Source organism: Nonomuraea guangzhouensis (assembly GCF_019396345.1).
Lineage (GTDB): Bacteria > Actinomycetota > Actinomycetes > Streptosporangiales > Streptosporangiaceae > Nonomuraea > Nonomuraea guangzhouensis.
On the sequence record NZ_JAHKRM010000006.1, the window covers coordinates 40,289 to 56,418 of the forward strand.

The window sequence follows — 16,130 nt, forward strand, 5'->3', positions numbered from 1 at the left end:
CGCTGGCGCCCGGAAGCGCTGGCGCCCGGAAGCGCTGGCGCCCGGAAACGCCGACGCCCGGAAACCAGCCGGTTTCCGGGCGTCGTGCGAGCGCGGGGTCAGCCGCGGGCGATGGTGAGCTCGTCGTCGCCGAGGTCCACCAGGACGCGGTCACCGTCCACGACCTCACCCGACAGCACGGACTTGGCCAGCTTGTCGCCGATAGCCGACTGCACCAGGCGGCGCAGCGGGCGCGCCCCGTACATCGGGTCGTAGCCGGTGAGCGCCAGCCATTCACGGGCCGCGTCGGTGACCTCCAGCGTGAGCCGGCGGTCGGCCAGTCGCTGGGCCAGGCGCTCGACCTGGAGGTCGACGATGCGCGTCAGCTCTTCCGAGCCGAGCGCGTCGAACAGGATCACGTCGTCGAGCCGGTTGAGGAACTCCGGCTTGAACGCGTTGCGCACCGCGCCCATGACGGCCTCGCGCTTGGCGCCGTTGGCCAGTTTGGGGTCGACCAGGAACTGCGAGCCGATGTTGGAGGTGAGGATCAGGATCGTGTTGCGGAAGTCGACGGTCCGGCCCTGGCCGTCGGTCAGCCGGCCGTCGTCGAGCACCTGCAGCAGGATGTCGAAGACCTCGGGGTGGGCCTTCTCCACCTCGTCGAGCAGCACGACCGTGTAGGGCCGCCGCCTGACGGCCTCGGTGAGCTGGCCGCCCTCCTCGTAGCCGACGTAGCCGGGAGGGGCGCCGACGAGCCGGGCGACGCTGTGCTTCTCGGAGTATTCGCTCATGTCGATGCGGGTCATCGCCCGCTCGTCGTCGAACAGGAACTCCGCCAGCGCCTTGGCCAGCTCGGTCTTGCCGACACCCGTCGGGCCGAGGAACAGGAACGAGCCCGTGGGCCGGTCGGGGTCGGAGATCCCGGCCCGGCTCCGCCGTACGGCATCGGAGACGGCCTGTACGGCCTGCTGCTGCCCGATGAGGCGCCGCCCCAGCTCCTCCTCCATCCGCAGCAGTTTGGCCGTCTCAGCCTCCAGCAGGCGGCCCGCCGGGATGCCCGTCCAGGACGAGATGACCTCGGCGATGTCGTCGGGGCCGACCTCCTCCTTGACCATGGCGTTGTCGGGGGTGGCGGCCTCGGAGGCGGCCCGCAGGGCCTGCTCCAGGCGCGGCACCTCGGCGTACATGAGCCGGGAGGCGGCCTCGAAGTCGCCGTCGCGCTGCGCCCGCTCGGCGCTGCTCCTGGCCTCGTCGAGCTGCTTCTTGAGCTCGCCGACCTTGTTCAGGCCGGCCTTCTCGGTCTCCCAGCGGCCGACGAGGGCGTTGAGCTCCTCCTGGCGGTCGGCCAGCTCCTTGCGGAGGCGTTCGAGCCGCTGGATGGAGGCCTCGTCGGTCTCCTTGGACAGGGCCAGCTCCTCCATCTTCATCCGGTCGACGTTGCGCTGGAGCTGGTCGATCTCGACGGGCCGCGAGTCGATCTCCATGCGTAGCCGGGAGGCGGACTCGTCGACCAGGTCGATGGCCTTGTCGGGCAGGAAGCGGTTGGTGATGTAGCGGTCGGAGAGCGCGGCGGCGGCGACCAGCGCGCTGTCGGCGATCTGGACCTGGTGGTGGGCCTCGTAGCGGCCCTTGAGCCCGCGCAGGATCGCGATCGTGTCCTCGACCGTGGGCTCGCCGACGTAGACCTGCTGGAAGCGGCGCTCCAGCGCGGGGTCCTTCTCGATGCGCTCGCGGTATTCGTCGAGGGTCGTGGCGCCGATCATGCGGAGTTCGCCGCGGGCCAGCATGGGCTTGAGCATGTTGCCCGCGTCCATCGCGCCCTCGGCGGCGCCCGCCCCGACGACCGTGTGCAGTTCGTCGATGAACGTGATGATCTGCCCGTCGCTCTCCTTGATCTCGGAGAGCACGGCCTTGAGCCGCTCCTCGAACTCGCCGCGGTACTTCGCGCCCGCGACCATCGCGCCCAGGTCGAGCGAGATCAGCCGCTTGTTGCGCAGCGACTCGGGCACGTCGCCGGCCACGATGCGCTGGGCCAGGCCCTCGACGACGGCCGTCTTGCCGACGCCGGGCTCGCCGATCAGCACGGGGTTGTTCTTGGTGCGCCGGGACAGGACCTGCACGACCCGGCGGATCTCGGAGTCGCGGCCGATGACCGGGTCGAGCTTGCCGCTGCGGGCCCGCTCGGTCAGGTCGACGCCGTACTTCTCCAGCGCCTGGTAGGTGTCCTCGGGCGTCTCACTGGTGACGCGGGCGTGGCCGCGTACCTTCTCGAAGGCGTCGAGCAGCGCCTGCGGGGTGGCCCCCTGGGACTTCAGCAGCTCGGCCATCTGGCCGCCGTCGGTGGCCAGGCCGACGAGCAGGTGCTCGGTGGAGACGTACTCGTCCTCGAGCCGCTTGGCCCGCTGCGCGGCGGTGTTGATCACGGTCAGCAGCTGGCGGGAGCTCGACGGCGCGCTCACGGTGGAGCCCTGCGCCTTCGGCAGCGCGGCGAGCTGCTCCTCGGCCTTGGCGCGCAGCGTCTTCCAGTCGGCGCCGACGGCTTCGAGCAGCGGAATGGCGGTGCCGCCCGTCTGGGCGAGCAGGGTGGTCAGCAGGTGCGCGGGCGCGATCTCCGGATTGCCCTCCGCGGCGGCACGCCGCATGGCCCCGGAGAGAGCTTCCTGGCTCTTCTGGGTGAGCTTGTAGTCCATGTGTTTCTAGGCCCCCGGTGGCAGCTCGTAGCGGATCAGCGCCCTGACCATCTGCATCTCGGCGCGCAGGCGGTGAACCTCCTCACGCAGCCGCAGAGCCTCGTTCTCGAGCTCGAGAATCCGCTTGATGCCCGCGAGGTTGATGCCCTCTTCCTGGGAGAGCCGCTGGACCTCGCGGAGCTGGATGATGTCGCGGGTGGAGTAGAGGCGGCCGCGCCCCGCCGTACGGCCTGGACACACCAGTCCGAGCCGGTCGTACTGCCGCAGCGTCTGCGGGTGGAGACCCGACAGTTGCGCGGCTACCGAGATCACATAGACCGGTGTTTCGTCTGACAGGTCGAAATAGTTGGCGTCCATCGGCTACTCGCTTCTGGCTCTCTGTATGAGATCAGCTCGCGGGTCGTCGCCCGCGGTCGCGGTGTTGAACTCCGTGAGGAGCTCGCGGGACTTGTCGTCCAGCGTCTTGGGGACGACCACCTCGACCGTGGCGAGCAGGTCGCCCTTGGTGCCGTCCTTGTGGGCGACGCCCCTGCCGCGGATCCGGAACGTCCGGCCGTTGGGGGTGCCCGTCGGGATGCGCAGCGTGACCGGCAGGCCCTTGAGTATCGGCACCTTGATCTCGGCGCCGAGCGCGGCCTCCGAGAACGTCACCGGCACGGTGATCGTCAGGTTGTCGCCCGCCCTGCCGAACACGGCATGCGGTTTGACGTGCGCGAGGATGTAGAGGTCGCCGGCCGGGCCGCCGTTCTCGCCCGGGGCGCCCTTGGCCTTGAGCTTGACCCGCTGGCCGTCGGCCACCCCCGCGGGGATGCGCGCCTGGATGTTGCGGGTGCTCTTGGCCCGGCCGCTGCCCTCGCACACGGGGCAGGGGTCGTCCACGAGCAGGCCACGGCCCTTGCAGTCGCGGCAGGGCTCGGAGAAGGCGAAGTTGCCCAGGTTGCGGCTGGCCGCACCGGTGCCCTCGCAGGTCGGGCAGACCCGCGGGGTGGTGCCGGCCTTGGCCCCGGTGCCGCTGCACGCCGTGCAGGCGGCCGAGCTGGTCAGCCGGAGCGAGACCGTGGAGCCCTCGACCGCTTCGGTGAACGTGAGCGTGACCTCGGACTCGATGTCCTGGCCACGCCGCGGCCTGGTGGTGCTGGTCGTACGGGCCGAGCCGCCGCCGCGGTTGAACAGCCCGCCGAACAGGTCGCCGAGCCGCTCACCCGCACCGTGGCCCTGCTGCTGCTGGCTGGCGGTGCCACCGAACAGGTCGCCGAAGTCGAACGGGAAGCCGCCACTGCCGGGACGCTGGCCGCCCACCCCCGACCCGAACAGCGCGCGCGCCTCGTCATATTCCTTGCGGCGCTTGCTGTCGGACAGGACGTCGTTGGCCTCGGAGATCTCCTTGAACTTGGTCTCCTTGGCCACGTCGCCCTGGTTGGTGTCGGGGTGGTACTGCCGGGCCAGCTTGCGGTAGGCCTTCTTGATCTCTTCGGCCGTGGCTGACTTGGGCACACCAAGGACGGCGTAGTAGTCCTTCTCCAGGTAGTCCTTGGTGCTCATCTATCGCCCTTCGTTCTGCTTCGTCAGTTGTCGTCGTCGGACGCCGGAGGGGCGTCTTCTGGCTCCGCCACGGCCACCCGCGCCGGGCGGAGCACCCGGTCACCCATCCGGTAACCGGGCTGTAGCACCTCGACCGCGGTCGGCTCGGTGACGTCCGGCGAGTAGCTGTGCATCAGCGCCTCGTGAACGGTCGGGTCGAACGGGTCGCCCTTCTGCCCGAAGGAGTTGAGGCCGAGCTTGGTGACCGCCGCTTCCAGTGACTCTGCCACCTTCGCGAAGCCACCGGTGAGCTCGCCGTGATCACGTGCCCGCCCGATGTCGTCGAGCACGGGCAGGAGCTCCTGGAGGGCGCTCGCGACGGCCTGCTCGCGAACCGCGACCCGGTCACGCTCGACCCGCCTGCGGTAGTTGGTGTACTCCGCCTGGAGACGCTGCAGGTCGGACGTCCGCTCGGAGAGCTGGGCCAGCAGGTCCCCGTCCTGCGCCGCCACCTCGGTGGGGGCGGGGGGAACGGGGGTCTCCTGGTCCTGCGGACGTTCGCGCGCCTGGCCCGTCTCCGGGTCGATCTTACGGTTGTCGCGGATCACCGGCTCGTCGTGCCCGTTGTCACGCGTCGGCATCACTTGTCCTTCTTCGGCTGGTCTTCGTCGACGATCTCGGCCTCGACCACGTCCTCGTCGGCCTTCTGCTGCTCGCCGGCCGCGGCGTCCTGCGGGGCGCCTTCGCCGTCGGCCTGCTGGCCCTGGCTCTGAGCGTAGATCGCCGAGCCCATCTTCTGGCTGACGGTCGCGAGCTTCTCGGCCGAGTTGCGGATGACGTCGGTGTCGGTGCCCTCAAGAGCCTTCTTCAGCTCGCCGAGCGCGTCGTTGACCTCGGTCTTGATCTCGCCGGGGACCTTGTCGTCGTTCTCGCGGAGGAACTTCTCCGTCTGGTAGGCGAGCCCGTCCGCGTTGTTGCGGACCTCGGCCTCCTCGCGGCGCTTCTTGTCCTCCTCGGCGTAGGACTCGGCCTCGCGCATCATCCGCTCGATGTCGTCCTTCGGCAGCGCGGAGCCGCCGGTGATCGTCATCGTCTGCTCCTTGCCCGTGCCCAGGTCCTTGGCGGAGACGTTGACGATGCCGTTGGCGTCGATGTCGAAGGTGACCTCGATCTGCGGGATGCCGCGCGGCGCCGGGGCGATGCCGGTCAGCTCGAAGGTGGCCAGCTTCTTGTTGTACGAGGCGATCTCGCGCTCGCCCTGGTAGACCTGGATCTGCACCGACGGCTGGTTGTCCTCGGCCGTGGTGAAGACCTCGGAGCGCTTGGTCGGGATCGTCGTGTTGCGCTCGATGATCTTGGTGAAGATCCCGCCCTTGGTCTCGATGCCCAGCGACAGCGGGGTCACGTCGAGCAGCAGGACGTCCTTGACCTCACCCTTGAGCACACCGGCCTGCAGGGCGGCGCCGATGGCGACGACCTCGTCCGGGTTGACGCCCTTGTTGGGCTCCTTGCCGCCGGTCAGCTCCTTGACGAGCTCGGAGACGGCGGGCATGCGGGTCGAGCCGCCGACGAGCACCACGTGGGCGATGTCGGAGATCTTGATGCCGGCGTCCTTGATGACCTGGTGGAACGGGCCCTTGGTCCGCTCGAGCAGGTCGGCGGTCAGCCGCTGGAACTCGGCCCTGGTCAGCTTCTCGTCGAGGTGCAGCGGGCCCTCGGACGAAGCGGTGATGTAGGGCAGGTTGATGTTGGTCTCGGCCTGGCTGGACAGCTCGATCTTGGCCTTCTCCGCCGCCTCACGCAGGCGCTGGAGGGCCATCTTGTCCTTGGACAGGTCGACGCCGTGAGCGTTCTTGAACCGGTTGGCCAGCTCGTCGACGACCCGCTGGTCCCAGTCGTCACCACCGAGGTGGTTGTCGCCGGAGGTCGCCTTGACCTCGACGAAGCCGTGGCCGTCCTCCTGGCCGACGTCGAGCAGGGACACGTCGAAGGTGCCGCCGCCGAGGTCGAAGACCAGGATCGTCTGGTCCTGCTCCTTGTCGAGCCCGTACGCGAGCGCCGCCGCGGTCGGCTCGTTGATGATGCGGAGCACGTTGAGGCCCGCGACCGTGCCGGCCTCCTTGGTGGCCTGGCGCTGCGCGTCGTTGAAGTAGGCCGGGACGGTGACCACCGCGTCGGTGATCTTCTCGCCCAGGTAGGCCTCCGCGTCCTGCTTCAGCTTCTGCAGGACGAAGGCGCTGATCTGCTGGGGGGAGAACTTCTTGCCGTCGATCTCCTGGGACCAGTTGGTGCCCATCTCGCGCTTGACGGAGCGGATGGTCCGGTCCACGTTGGTGACGGCCTGTCGCTTGGCGACCTCGCCGACCAGGACTTCGCCGTTCTTCGCGAAGGCGACCACGGACGGCGTGGTCCGCGAGCCCTGCGCGTTGGCGATGACGGTGGGCTCACCGCCCTCGAGGATCGAGACGACGGAGTTGGTCGTCCCAAGGTCGATACCTACCGCACGTGCCATGAGTACGTCCCTGTAGTTAAAGTTGAGTCGGTCGGACTCAACGTACGAATGCCCGCGGTGTTTGTCAAACAGCTTGAGCCTACTCGACTCAACCCCGCCCCGAGCACCCGCACTCCCCCCTGCAAGACGAGACCTCCGACACATGTGCCGGAGGTCTCATAGGGGGTTCAGGACTTGGCGCCGTCCACGACCTTGCGCTTGCCGAGTGGCGACTTGAGCTTGACCGTCGTGGTCTTCTCCACCGCGATCATGATGCAGGCGACGTCCTTGGCCTTCGGGGCGGTGCCCTCGTAGAGCGTGACCGTGACGCGCTTGCCCGTCTCCTTGACCTTGACCCGGTCCAGGACGCTGCACGGGGCCACGCCCGACCACCAGGTCAGCTTGAGCTTGCGGCCGTGGGACGTCGGCTGCGCCTTGGTCCAGCGGACCTTGTGCGTGTTGATCGTGTCGCCCGTGGGCTTGACCGGTTTCGGGGACTTCGTGGGAGTCGTCGCCACGGGGCCGCTCGCCACGGGGTCGGTGGTGACCGGCGCCTGGGGGGCAGAAGCGGGGGCCTGCTTGGCAGGCGCCGGGGCCCCGCAGCTCGTCGCAAGCACCAGACATCCGGCCAGAAGAGTCGCTGTCATTGTGCGCATACTTCTTGGACGAATGGGACGCCTCGGAGGTTCAGTCACCGGGATCCGGCGGAAATCCCGCCGGTGAAGTTAGGGTTGAACACGTGCTGCGTCAGGCCCTGTTGGCCGTCTCCAGGAGCGACCTCGCCGAGCGGGTCGTCACCACATCGCCGCTGACCAGGGACGTGGTCAGGCGCTATGTCGCCGACGACGTCGACGCGGTCATCGCCCGGCTGACCCGCGACGGGCTGCTGGTCACCGTCGACCACCTGGGCGAGGACGTCACCGACCGGGCGCAGGCCGAGCGCTCGGTCCAGGACCACCTCGCGCTGCTCGGCCGGCTGCCCCGGGACGCCGACGTGTCGATCAAGCTGACCGCGCTGGGACTGCGGCTCTCCGAGCAGCTCGCGCTCGACAACGCGGCCACCATCTGCGAGGCCGCCGCGGCCAAGGGCGTGACGATCACCCTCGACGCCGAGGAGCACGACACGATCCTCGCGCTCCACTCCGTGCACGCCACGCTGCGCAAGGAGCATCCTGACGTGGGCGTCGTGGTGCAGGCGTACCTTCCGGACGCCCGCGAGCGCTGCGAGCGGCTCGAAGGGGCCAGAGTGCGGCTGTGCAAGGGCGCCTACACCGCGCCCGGCGCCTATACCGCACCGGCCGACATCGACCGCTCGTTCGTGCGCTGCCTCAAGGTGCTGATGAACGGCACCGGCTATCCCATGGTCGCCACGCACGACCCCCGGCTGGTGGAGATCGCCTCGGCGCTGGCCGTACTGACCGGGCGGGACGCGACGGGCTTCGAGTATCAGATGCTGTACGGAGTCCGGCCCGCCGAGCAGGCCCGCCTGGCCGGGCTCGGCGCCCAGGTGCGCGTCTACGTGCCCTACGGCACCGACTGGTACGCCTACCTCATGCGCCGCCTCGCCGAGCGCCCGCGCAACCTGGCCTTCTTCGCCCGGTCGCTGGTGAGCAGGCACTAGCTAGGTAGGCTACCGGCGTGATTGCGATTCTGGGCACGGGCAAGATGGGCGAGGCCCTCCTGTCCGGTCTCCTTCGGGCAGGGTTCGATTCGGGCGACATCATGGCGACGGCCCGCCGACCGGAGCGCGCACAGGCGCTGCGTGAGGCGTACGGCGTGCGGACCGTCACCAACGCCGAGGCCGCCAAGGCCGCGGAGACGCTCATCCTGGCGGTCAAGCCGCAGGACATGGCGACGCTGCTGGCGGAGATCGCCCCTTACGTCCCCGCCGACCGCCTGGTGATCACCGCCGCCGCCGGCATCACCACCGCCTTCGTCGAGCAGCGGCTCGGCGTCGAGGTCCCGGTGGTCAGGGTGATGTCCAACACGCCGATCCGCTTCGACGAGGCGATGAGCGTGATCTCGGCGGGCGCCCACGCGGGCGAGGAGCACCTCAAGCACACCGAGGACCTGCTCAAGCCGGTCGGCAAGGTGCTGCGCATGCCCGAGTCGCAGCAGGACGCGGCCACCGCCCTGTCGGGCAGCGGGCCCGCCTACTTCTTCTACCTGGTCGAGGCCATGGTCGACGCGGGGATCCTGCTCGGCATGCCCAGGGCCGCGGCGCTCGACATGGTCACCCAGTCGATCGTGGGCGCCGCCGTGATGCTGCGCGACTCGGGCGAGCATCCGGTGATCCTGCGCGAGGCGGTCACCTCTCCCGGCGGCACCACGATCGCGGCGATCGCCGAGCTCGAACGGCACAGCGTCCGCGCCGCCTTCCTGGCCGCCATCGAGGCCGCCCGCGACCGCAGCCGCGAGCTGGCCTCGGGCTGAGCCCGGGAGGCCCAAAGGCCGCCCGGACCGCCCTGCTCCTACGATGGGTCGGGTGACGATCCGTCGCGGCATCCCCCCGCTGCTCGTCCTGCTCGCGCTGACCGGTTGCTCGTCCGAGGAACCGGCCGCCGTACAACTGGCCGACGTCAAGCGCGCCCCCGTCACCGAGGTCGTCGAGGCGCCCGCCACGATCGGCGCCCGCGCCACGGCCACCCTCCGCTCGCCCGCCCAGGGCACGATCGCCAAGCTCTACGTACGCGAGGGCGACCACGTGCGCAAGGGCCAGATCGTGGCCAAGATCCGTTCACCACAGGCCCAGGACCAGCTCAAACAGGCCAGGCAGGCGTCGAAGTCGGCCGCGCCCGCCACCCCGGGCCTGGGCCGCCCGAACGTCCGGCTCGCCTCCTTCGACACCGGCGCGTTCGACCTCAAGGTGGCCAGGCACTTCGCCAGGGCGCGCAGGGAGGCCAAGAAGATCGACGACGCCCAGGCCCGCCGGCAGCTGCTCAGCGCCATCGGCCTGGCCGAGGCCCAGCACAAGGCGCAGACCAGGGCCCTGAAGTCGATCACCGCCCAGCTCAACCGGTCGATCAACAGCGTGCTGGCCGGCGTCACGAGCGGGTTCGGCGGCCTGACGTCGTCGATGGCGTCGTTGCAGGCGGCCTCCAAGTCCCAGGCGAAGGCCGCGGTCAAGGCGGCGGAGAGCACGGTGAAGTCGCTCACCGTCAAGGCGCCGTTCGGCGGGGTGGTCACGCTCGGCCGGCCCACCGGCGGCGGTTCGGCGAGCAGCCTGAACGGCCTGCTCAGCCAGTTGCCCACCGGCGGCCAGCAGCTGCCCGCCGACACCTCGGGCGGCTCCGCGAGCGGCGGCACACCGGTGGCCGCGGGCGTCCCCGTGTCGGCGGGCGACCCGATCGTCACCGTCACGGACGTCTCGGAGCTCACGCTCTCCGCCGACATCGACGAGACCGACGTGCTGCTGGTCAAGAAGGGCACCGAGGCGACGGTCGAGCTCGACGCGGTCCCCGGCGCGGGCTACACGGCGCGCGTGACGGGTGTCGGCGTGACGCCGTTGGCGGGCACGACCGGCGGTGTCAGCTACCCGGTGCAGCTCACGCTCGGCGCGGGCAGGTTCGACGACGGCGCCGAGGCGCCCACCCCCAAACCGGGTATGAGCGCGGTGACGCGGCTGACGGTCCGCGAGTCGCCGGCCGCCATCGCGGCCCCGGCCTCGGCGATCGTCTCCAGCGGACGCGAGAGCGTGGTCTGGGTGGTCAGGAACGGTACGGCGGAGCGCCGCGTGGTCAAGCTCGGCGCACAGGGAGAGGCGGTGGTCGAGGTGCTGAACGGACTGTCGGTGGGTGACCGGATCGTGGTCAAGGGCGCGGACTCGGTACGACAGGGGCAGCGACTGCCATGACGACCCCCGTCTTAGAAGCCGCCCTGGAAGCCGTCGACCTCACCAGGCGCTACCAGCTCGACGGCGTCGCCGTGGAGGCGTTGCGCGGGGTGTCGCTCCGCATCGGCCCCGGCGAGTTCGTGGCCATCATCGGGCCGTCCGGGTCCGGCAAGTCCACGCTGATGCACCTGCTCGGCTGCCTCGACCAGCCCACTTCCGGGCGGCTCCGGGTGAACGGGGTGGAGATGTCGCAGCTGTCCGACACCCAGCTGGCCGAGCTGCGCAACAAGACCATCGGGTTCGTGTTCCAGTCGTTCCACCTGCTGGCCAGGACCACCGCGCTGGAGAACGTGGCGCTGCCGCTGGTCTACCGAGGCGTCGGCAAGGCCGAGCGCCGGGCCAGGGCGCGGGCGGCGCTGGAGTCGGTGGGGCTCGGGCACCGGATGGACCACCGGCCCTCGCAGATGTCCGGCGGCGAGCAGCAGCGCGTGGCGATCGCCAGGGCGCTGGTCGGCCAGCCCAAGGTGCTGCTGGCCGACGAGCCGACGGGCAACCTCGACACCCGCAACGGCGCCGAGGTCATGGCCATACTCGACCGGCTCAACAGCGACAGCGGGGTGGCCGTGGTGCTGGTCACGCACGAGCCGGAGGTCGCGGAGCACGCCCGGCGGCAGATCCACGTACGCGATGGGCTCATCGAGCTCGACACCGCGGAGCGTAACCCGGCGTGAGAGGGCGCGAGGCGTTCGGGATGGCGCTGGAGGCGCTGCGGGTCAACCGGCTGCGCAGCGTGCTGACCATGCTCGGCGTCATCATCGGCGTGCTCGCCGTGGTGATCCTGGTGGCCGTCGGCACCGGCGCGAAGGACGCGGTGGAGAAGGAGATCTCCGGCCTCGGGACGAACATCATCCTGGTCGTCCCGGGCCGGCTCAGCGTGGGCGCGGCGCCGACCCAGAGCAAGCTCAACCTGGCCGACGTCGCGTATGTGCGGCGCGTGGTCGGCGACCCGGCCAAGGTGACGGTGTCGCTGCAGTCGGGCGAGACCGTACGGGTCGGCGGGAGCGAGGCGTTCGTCACGATCGTCGGCACCGACCAGAACCTCACCAACATCTTCGAGCGCCCGCTCGACAAGGGCCGCCACCTGAGCGAGACCGACGTCGACACCCGGCGCAGGGTCGCCGTGCTCGGCTCGGAAGTGGCCGACAAGCTGTTCGGCGACCTCGACCCGATCGGGCGGCAGCTCACCGTCTCCGGGGCGCGGTTCCGGGTCGTCGGCGTCTACGCCAAGATCGGCCAGACCTTCGGCGTGTCGCGCGACCAGGAGGTGCACATCCCGGTGACGACGGCCCAGCGCCTGCTCGGCATCGCCAGGGTCAACGGCATCGCGGTGGGCGCCTCGGGGCCCGACGAGATCGAGCCGCTCCAGGAGCGGGTCGTGGCGGCGCTGACCGACAGGTATCCGGGGGAGAAGTTCTCGGCCGTCACACAGACCCAGCTGCTCGGCACGATCGGCAGCGTGCTCGGCATGCTCACCGGCGTACTGGCCGCGATCGCCGGCATCTCGCTGCTGGTGGGCGGCGTGGGCGTGTCGAACATCATGCTGGTCAGCGTCCGGGAGCGGACCCGCGAGATCGGGCTGCGCAAGGCGCTCGGGGCCAAGCAGCGGGACGTGCTGGCCCAGTTCCTGATCGAGGCGGTGCTGCTGACGACGATCGGCGGCGTCATCGGGATCCTGCTCGGCGTGGGCGGCGCGTTCGCCATCCAGGCGCTCACGCCGGTGCCCGCCTCGGTCACCTGGTGGTCGGTCGCGCTCGCGTTCGGGGTGTCCGCGGCGGTGGGCGTGTTCTTCGGCGTCGCCCCCGCGCGGAGGGCGGGCCGGTTGGACCCGGTCATCGCCCTCCGTGCCGAGTGAGCGCGGTCCGCTCCGGTGCTCGCCCTCCCCGCCGAGTGATCACGCGTCGCGCCGTCGCATCAGCACGGCGCCCGCGAGCACGGCGACGGCCACCCAGACGAGGTAGACCGCGAACCCGCTCCACGGGCCCAGGGAGCCGTTGCTCTGGCCGGACACGACCAGCAAGCCGGCGTTCGTGGTGAAATAGTCGGCCACGGTGCTGCCCCACTCGCCCGGGAGCTGGTTCGCCACCATGGGCAGGACTAGGATCAGCGCGATGGCCGACACGATCGCGCCCGGCGTGTGCCTGATCAGCGTGCCCAGTCCCAGCCCGAACAGCCCGCACGCGGTCAGGTAAAGACCGGACCCGAGTGCGGACCGCACCACCTCGCCCAGTTCGATCGACGGCGGCTGGAAGATCGCCACGCCGATGCCGATCGCCCCGGCCGACGCGGCCACACAGACGACCAGCGAGACCGCCACGAACACCACGATCTTACCGGTCAGCAGGCGTATGCGCTTGGGCACTGCCATGAGCGAGGTGCGGATGCCCCCGGTGCGGTACTCACTGGAGATCACCAGAACACCCAGGGTGGCCATGGACAGCGCGGCGAGCATCGAACCGGTCAAGCTCGCCGTGATCACGTGATCGCCCGGGACCCGCCCGCCGGCCGTGCTCCTTGCCGTGACACTGATGAGGGCCGCGAAGCCCAGCATCAGCCCGGCGGTGACGGCCAGCGTCCACACGGTGGACCGGACGGATCGGATCTTGGTCCACTCGGACCTGAGGATGTCCATCATGACGAGTACTCCAGGCTGTCCTTGGTGAGCTCCATGTAGGCCGCTTCGAGCGAGGGCTGGACGAGCGTCAGCTCCTCCAGCGGCAACCCGGCCCGCGCGGTGATCGTGCCGATCTCCAGCGGCGTCACTCCGGTCACCCGCAGGTGGTCGCCGTGCGACTCGCCGACCCTGATCAGCTCGGCCACCTCGGCCAGCCGCGGCGAGCGCACCCGTACGTACGCCTGGGAGCTGCGCCCGATGAACTCCGACACGCTCGTGTCGGCGATCAGCGCGCCCTTGCCGATCACCACCAGGTGGTCGGCCGTCTGCGCCATCTCGCTCATCAGATGGCTGGAGACGAACACCGTGCGCCCCTCGCCCGCCAGCTTCCGCATGAAGGTGCGGATCCACAGGATGCCGTCCGGGTCCAGCCCGTTGACGGGCTCGTCGAACAGCAGGATCTCCGGATCGCCGAGCAGCGCGGCGGCGATGCCGAGCCGCTGCGACATGCCGAGCGAGAACCCGCCGATCCGCCGCTTGGCCACCTTGGCCAGGCCGACCACCTCCAGCACCTCCTCGACCCTGGACGCCGGGATGCCGTTGGTCTGCGCGATGGCCAGCAGGTGGTTGCGGGCGTTGCGCCCGCCGTGCACGGCCTTGGCGTCTAGCAGCGCGCCGACCTTCCGCAACGGATGCCGCAGCTCGGCGTACGGCTTGCCGTCCACGAGGACCGAGCCGCCCGACGGATGGTCCAGGCCGAGGATCATGCGCATGGTGGTCGACTTGCCCGCGCCGTTGGGACCCAGGAATCCGGTCACCTGACCGGGTTCGACGTCGAAGGACAGGTCCGCGACGGCCACGGTGTCGCCGTAGCGTTTGGTCAGGTTGGTTGCCCGAATTGCGGTCATGACTCCAGCGTGGCCGCGGTCGGCCGGAGTTTCTTCCTGCTCGGGGACCGTTCGCGCGCGCGGCTTCTGGGACCCTGCTCCTACTCTCCAGGGGTGATCAGCGCCGCCTCATAGGCCACGATCACCGCCTGCGCCCGGTCCCGGGCGCCGATCTTGGCGAACAGGCTGGTCACGTGGTTCTTGACGGTCGAGGGGGAGACGTCCAGCTCCTCGGCGATCTCCGCGTTGGACCGGCCGCGGGCGATCAGGACGAGCGTCTCGCGCTCGCGCTCGGTCAGCCCGCCCAGCCGCGTGGGAACCGCCCGCTTGCGGGGCCGTGACGCCCGTACGAACGTGCCGATCAGCCGGGTCAGCAGCCGCGGCGCCACGGCGGACTCGCCGCGGTGCACCACGCGGACGCCCTCGACCAGTTCCTCGGGGGAGACGTCCTTGGGCAGGAACCCGGCGGCGCCCGCACGCAGGGCCGCGACCACGTTCTCGTCCAGGTCGAACGTGCTCAGCGCGAGCACCCGCACGTCGGACAGCTCGCCGGTGATCTGCTCGGTCGCGCGTACCCCGTCCAGGCCGGGCATGTGCAGGTCCATGAGCACCACGTCGGGGCGCAGCCGCCTGCTCAGCTCGACCGCCTCGGCGCCGTCGGCCGCCTGGCCCACCACGCGCAGGTCCGGCTGGGCGTCGAGCATGAGCTGGAAGCCCTTGCGCACCAGCGCGTGGTCGTCGGCCAGCAGTACGGCGATCATGTTCTCTCCAGGGGGATCCGGGCATGCACGACGAAGCCGCCCTCCAGGCGGGGACCCGTGCGCAGCAGGCCGCCGCACAGTGCCACGCGCTCGGCCATCCCGTCCAGCCCGAACCCCGGCGCGGCGGCCGTCCGGCCGCCCGGCGTGGGCAGGCCGTCGTCGATGACCTCCACCTCGACGGCCTCGCCCTCGTACGCCAGCCGGACGCTCGCCCGAGCCCCCGCGGCGTGCTTGCGGGTGTTGGTCAGCGCCTCCTGCACGATCCGGTAGACGGCGTGGTCGACGGCCGCGGGCAGCGTGACGGGCTCGCCGGTCACGGTCAGGCTCGCGGGCAGCCCGGCGGTCTCGGCCTCCTGGACCAGCGCGGGCAGCCGGGCCGCGCCCACCCCGGTCGCCGCGTCCGCGCCGCCCTCGACCCGGACCAGGCCATCGGTGGTGAGCACGCCGCCGGTCCTGACCGGGTCGTCGGCCCTGAGCACGTAGAGGAGTTGGCGCATCTCGGCCAGTGCCTGGCGGGCGGTCCGCTCCGCACCGGCCAGGGCGTCAAGGGCGACATCCTCGCTCGGCGGCAGGGTGGCTCTGGCGCCGCCGACCAGCACGTTGATCACGCTGATGTGGTGGGCCACGACGTCGTGCAGCTCCCTGGCGATCCTCCGCCGCTCGGCGCGGACCGCGCTCTCGGCCGCCTCCCGCTGGCCGCGCTCTCTGAGCTCGGCGCGCATCCTGACGAACTGCCCGATGCCCACGATGATCAGCGGATAGATCATCCCTCCTATCCAGGAACCGGCCAGCGGCCTGGTCAGGGCGGTCGCCACCCCGTAGACCACGCTGACGCCGGCGGCGGTGAGCGCGGCGGTCCTGCCCGGGGTGTAACGGCCCACGCTGTAGAAGGCGATCATCGAGGTGAGGGAGTTGCTCGGCAGGATGTCGGCGGTCATGCCGAAGACGTCGGCGACCGTCTCGATCGCGGCGACGGTGATCGGCCTGTTCCGCCGTAACAGCAGCGGGAACGTGCAGATGATGAAGAGACCGGCGCCCTTGGCGACGTCCGGGTAGCCGTCGCGCCAGGTGGAGTACAGGCCGATGCTCGCGCCGATGACGAGCACGGCCACCAGCGTGCTGTCGAAGACGCGCGGACGCTTGAAGAAACGCCATGCGGCCGTGATCCGACGCATGAAGCGCATGATCCAACCCTATGTTTCAATTTTTGAAAAGTGACGATATTTCGCCGGAGTAGCCGACGTCACCGTATGGACGTGCTCCGCTGACGCTGCGGTAACGTCGCCTCAAGGGGCGAG

15 protein-coding genes are annotated in these 16,130 nt (G+C 70.3%); 5 read left to right on the top strand and 10 right to left on the bottom strand.

All coding sequences use genetic code 11. From position 1 onward, the window contains the following. Positions 1–98: 98 nt before the first annotated feature. The 6 genes from clpB to KME78_RS13085 form a co-directional block, all read right to left on the bottom strand. The gene (gene clpB, locus KME78_RS13060) at positions 99–2,669 is read right to left on the bottom strand and encodes an ATP-dependent chaperone ClpB (RefSeq protein ID WP_219529125.1); all 2,571 of its coding nucleotides are present in this window, start codon (positions 2,667–2,669) and stop codon (positions 99–101) included. Between the two features lie 6 nt (positions 2,670–2,675). Then, complete coding sequence (locus tag KME78_RS13065) at positions 2,676–3,026, bottom strand: heat shock protein transcriptional repressor HspR (RefSeq protein WP_113703558.1); 351 nt, start codon at positions 3,024–3,026, stop codon at positions 2,676–2,678. Between the two features lie 3 nt (positions 3,027–3,029). Continuing rightward, positions 3,030–4,211 (bottom strand): molecular chaperone DnaJ, encoded by a 1,182-nt coding sequence (gene dnaJ, locus KME78_RS13070; RefSeq protein ID WP_219529126.1) that lies wholly within the window; start codon positions 4,209–4,211, stop codon positions 3,030–3,032. A 23-nt stretch (positions 4,212–4,234) separates the two neighbouring features. Beyond that, entirely contained in the window at positions 4,235–4,831 is a 597-nt protein-coding gene (gene grpE / locus KME78_RS13075) for a nucleotide exchange factor GrpE (protein ID WP_219529127.1), read from the bottom strand. Further along, the gene (gene dnaK / locus KME78_RS13080) at positions 4,831–6,702 is read right to left on the bottom strand and encodes a molecular chaperone DnaK (protein WP_219529128.1); all 1,872 of its coding nucleotides are present in this window, start codon (positions 6,700–6,702) and stop codon (positions 4,831–4,833) included. The genes grpE and dnaK overlap by 1 nt, the downstream gene beginning before the upstream one ends. Before the next feature lie 167 nt (positions 6,703–6,869). After that, a complete protein-coding gene (locus KME78_RS13085) occupies positions 6,870–7,328 on the bottom strand; it encodes a hypothetical protein (RefSeq protein WP_246651025.1) in 459 nt (152 codons plus the stop codon). A 92-nt stretch (positions 7,329–7,420) separates the two neighbouring features. On the opposite strand from KME78_RS13085, the gene KME78_RS13090 reads away from it, so the two are divergent. The 5 genes from KME78_RS13090 to KME78_RS13110 are packed head-to-tail and all read left to right on the top strand — an operon-like array spanning position 7,421 to position 12,425. Then, positions 7,421–8,302 (top strand): proline dehydrogenase family protein, encoded by an 882-nt coding sequence (locus KME78_RS13090; RefSeq protein ID WP_219529129.1) that lies wholly within the window; start codon positions 7,421–7,423, stop codon positions 8,300–8,302. 17 nt (positions 8,303–8,319) lie between these two features. Next, positions 8,320–9,114, top strand: a complete 795-nt coding sequence (gene proC / locus KME78_RS13095; RefSeq protein ID WP_219529130.1) for a pyrroline-5-carboxylate reductase — start codon at positions 8,320–8,322, stop codon at positions 9,112–9,114. A gap of 52 nt (positions 9,115–9,166) precedes the next feature. Then, positions 9,167–10,534 carry an efflux RND transporter periplasmic adaptor subunit gene (locus KME78_RS13100; protein ID WP_219529131.1) on the top strand — a complete coding sequence of 456 codons (1,368 nt, stop codon included), beginning with the start codon at positions 9,167–9,169 and terminating at the stop codon, positions 10,532–10,534. Beyond that, positions 10,531–11,244, top strand: coding sequence for an ABC transporter ATP-binding protein (locus tag KME78_RS13105; protein ID WP_219529132.1), 714 nt, complete (start codon positions 10,531–10,533; stop codon positions 11,242–11,244). Before KME78_RS13100 ends, KME78_RS13105 begins: the two co-directional genes overlap by 4 nt. After that, entirely contained in the window at positions 11,241–12,425 is a 1,185-nt protein-coding gene (locus KME78_RS13110) for an ABC transporter permease (protein ID WP_219529133.1), read from the top strand. Before KME78_RS13105 ends, KME78_RS13110 begins: the two co-directional genes overlap by 4 nt. A gap of 39 nt (positions 12,426–12,464) precedes the next feature. Here KME78_RS13110 and KME78_RS13115 read toward each other — a convergent pair whose 3' ends face one another. The 4 genes from KME78_RS13115 to KME78_RS13130 form a co-directional block, all read right to left on the bottom strand. Then, positions 12,465–13,205 carry an ABC transporter permease gene (locus tag KME78_RS13115; RefSeq protein ID WP_219529134.1) on the bottom strand — a complete coding sequence of 247 codons (741 nt, stop codon included), beginning with the start codon at positions 13,203–13,205 and terminating at the stop codon, positions 12,465–12,467. Continuing rightward, complete coding sequence (locus KME78_RS13120; protein WP_219529135.1) at positions 13,202–14,092, bottom strand: ABC transporter ATP-binding protein; 891 nt, start codon at positions 14,090–14,092, stop codon at positions 13,202–13,204. Before KME78_RS13120 ends, KME78_RS13115 begins: the two co-directional genes overlap by 4 nt. A gap of 80 nt (positions 14,093–14,172) precedes the next feature. After that, on the bottom strand, positions 14,173–14,832 hold the full coding sequence (locus tag KME78_RS13125; protein ID WP_219529136.1) for a response regulator: 660 nt from the start codon (positions 14,830–14,832) through the stop codon (positions 14,173–14,175). Beyond that, positions 14,829–16,016, bottom strand: a complete 1,188-nt coding sequence (locus tag KME78_RS13130) for a sensor histidine kinase (protein ID WP_219529137.1) — start codon at positions 16,014–16,016, stop codon at positions 14,829–14,831. Before KME78_RS13130 ends, KME78_RS13125 begins: the two co-directional genes overlap by 4 nt. Between the last annotated feature and the right edge of the window lie 114 nt (positions 16,017–16,130).

Coding starts and splice junctions, on each gene's coding strand:
- clpB (WP_219529125.1), bottom strand. CDS start 2,669: ATGGACTACAAGCTCACCCAGAAGAGCCAGGAAGCTCTCTCCGGGGCC.
- KME78_RS13065 (WP_113703558.1), bottom strand. CDS start 3,026: ATGGACGCCAACTATTTCGACCTGTCAGACGAAACACCGGTCTATGTG.
- dnaJ (WP_219529126.1), bottom strand. CDS start 4,211: ATGAGCACCAAGGACTACCTGGAGAAGGACTACTACGCCGTCCTTGGT.
- grpE (WP_219529127.1), bottom strand. CDS start 4,831: ATGCCGACGCGTGACAACGGGCACGACGAGCCGGTGATCCGCGACAAC.
- dnaK (WP_219529128.1), bottom strand. CDS start 6,702: ATGGCACGTGCGGTAGGTATCGACCTTGGGACGACCAACTCCGTCGTC.
- KME78_RS13085 (WP_246651025.1), bottom strand. CDS start 7,328: ATGACAGCGACTCTTCTGGCCGGATGTCTGGTGCTTGCGACGAGCTGC.
- KME78_RS13105 (WP_219529132.1), top strand. CDS start 10,531: ATGACGACCCCCGTCTTAGAAGCCGCCCTGGAAGCCGTCGACCTCACC.
- KME78_RS13115 (WP_219529134.1), bottom strand. CDS start 13,205: ATGATGGACATCCTCAGGTCCGAGTGGACCAAGATCCGATCCGTCCGG.
- KME78_RS13120 (WP_219529135.1), bottom strand. CDS start 14,092: ATGACCGCAATTCGGGCAACCAACCTGACCAAACGCTACGGCGACACC.
- KME78_RS13125 (WP_219529136.1), bottom strand. CDS start 14,832: ATGATCGCCGTACTGCTGGCCGACGACCACGCGCTGGTGCGCAAGGGC.
- KME78_RS13130 (WP_219529137.1), bottom strand. CDS start 16,016: ATGCGCTTCATGCGTCGGATCACGGCCGCATGGCGTTTCTTCAAGCGT.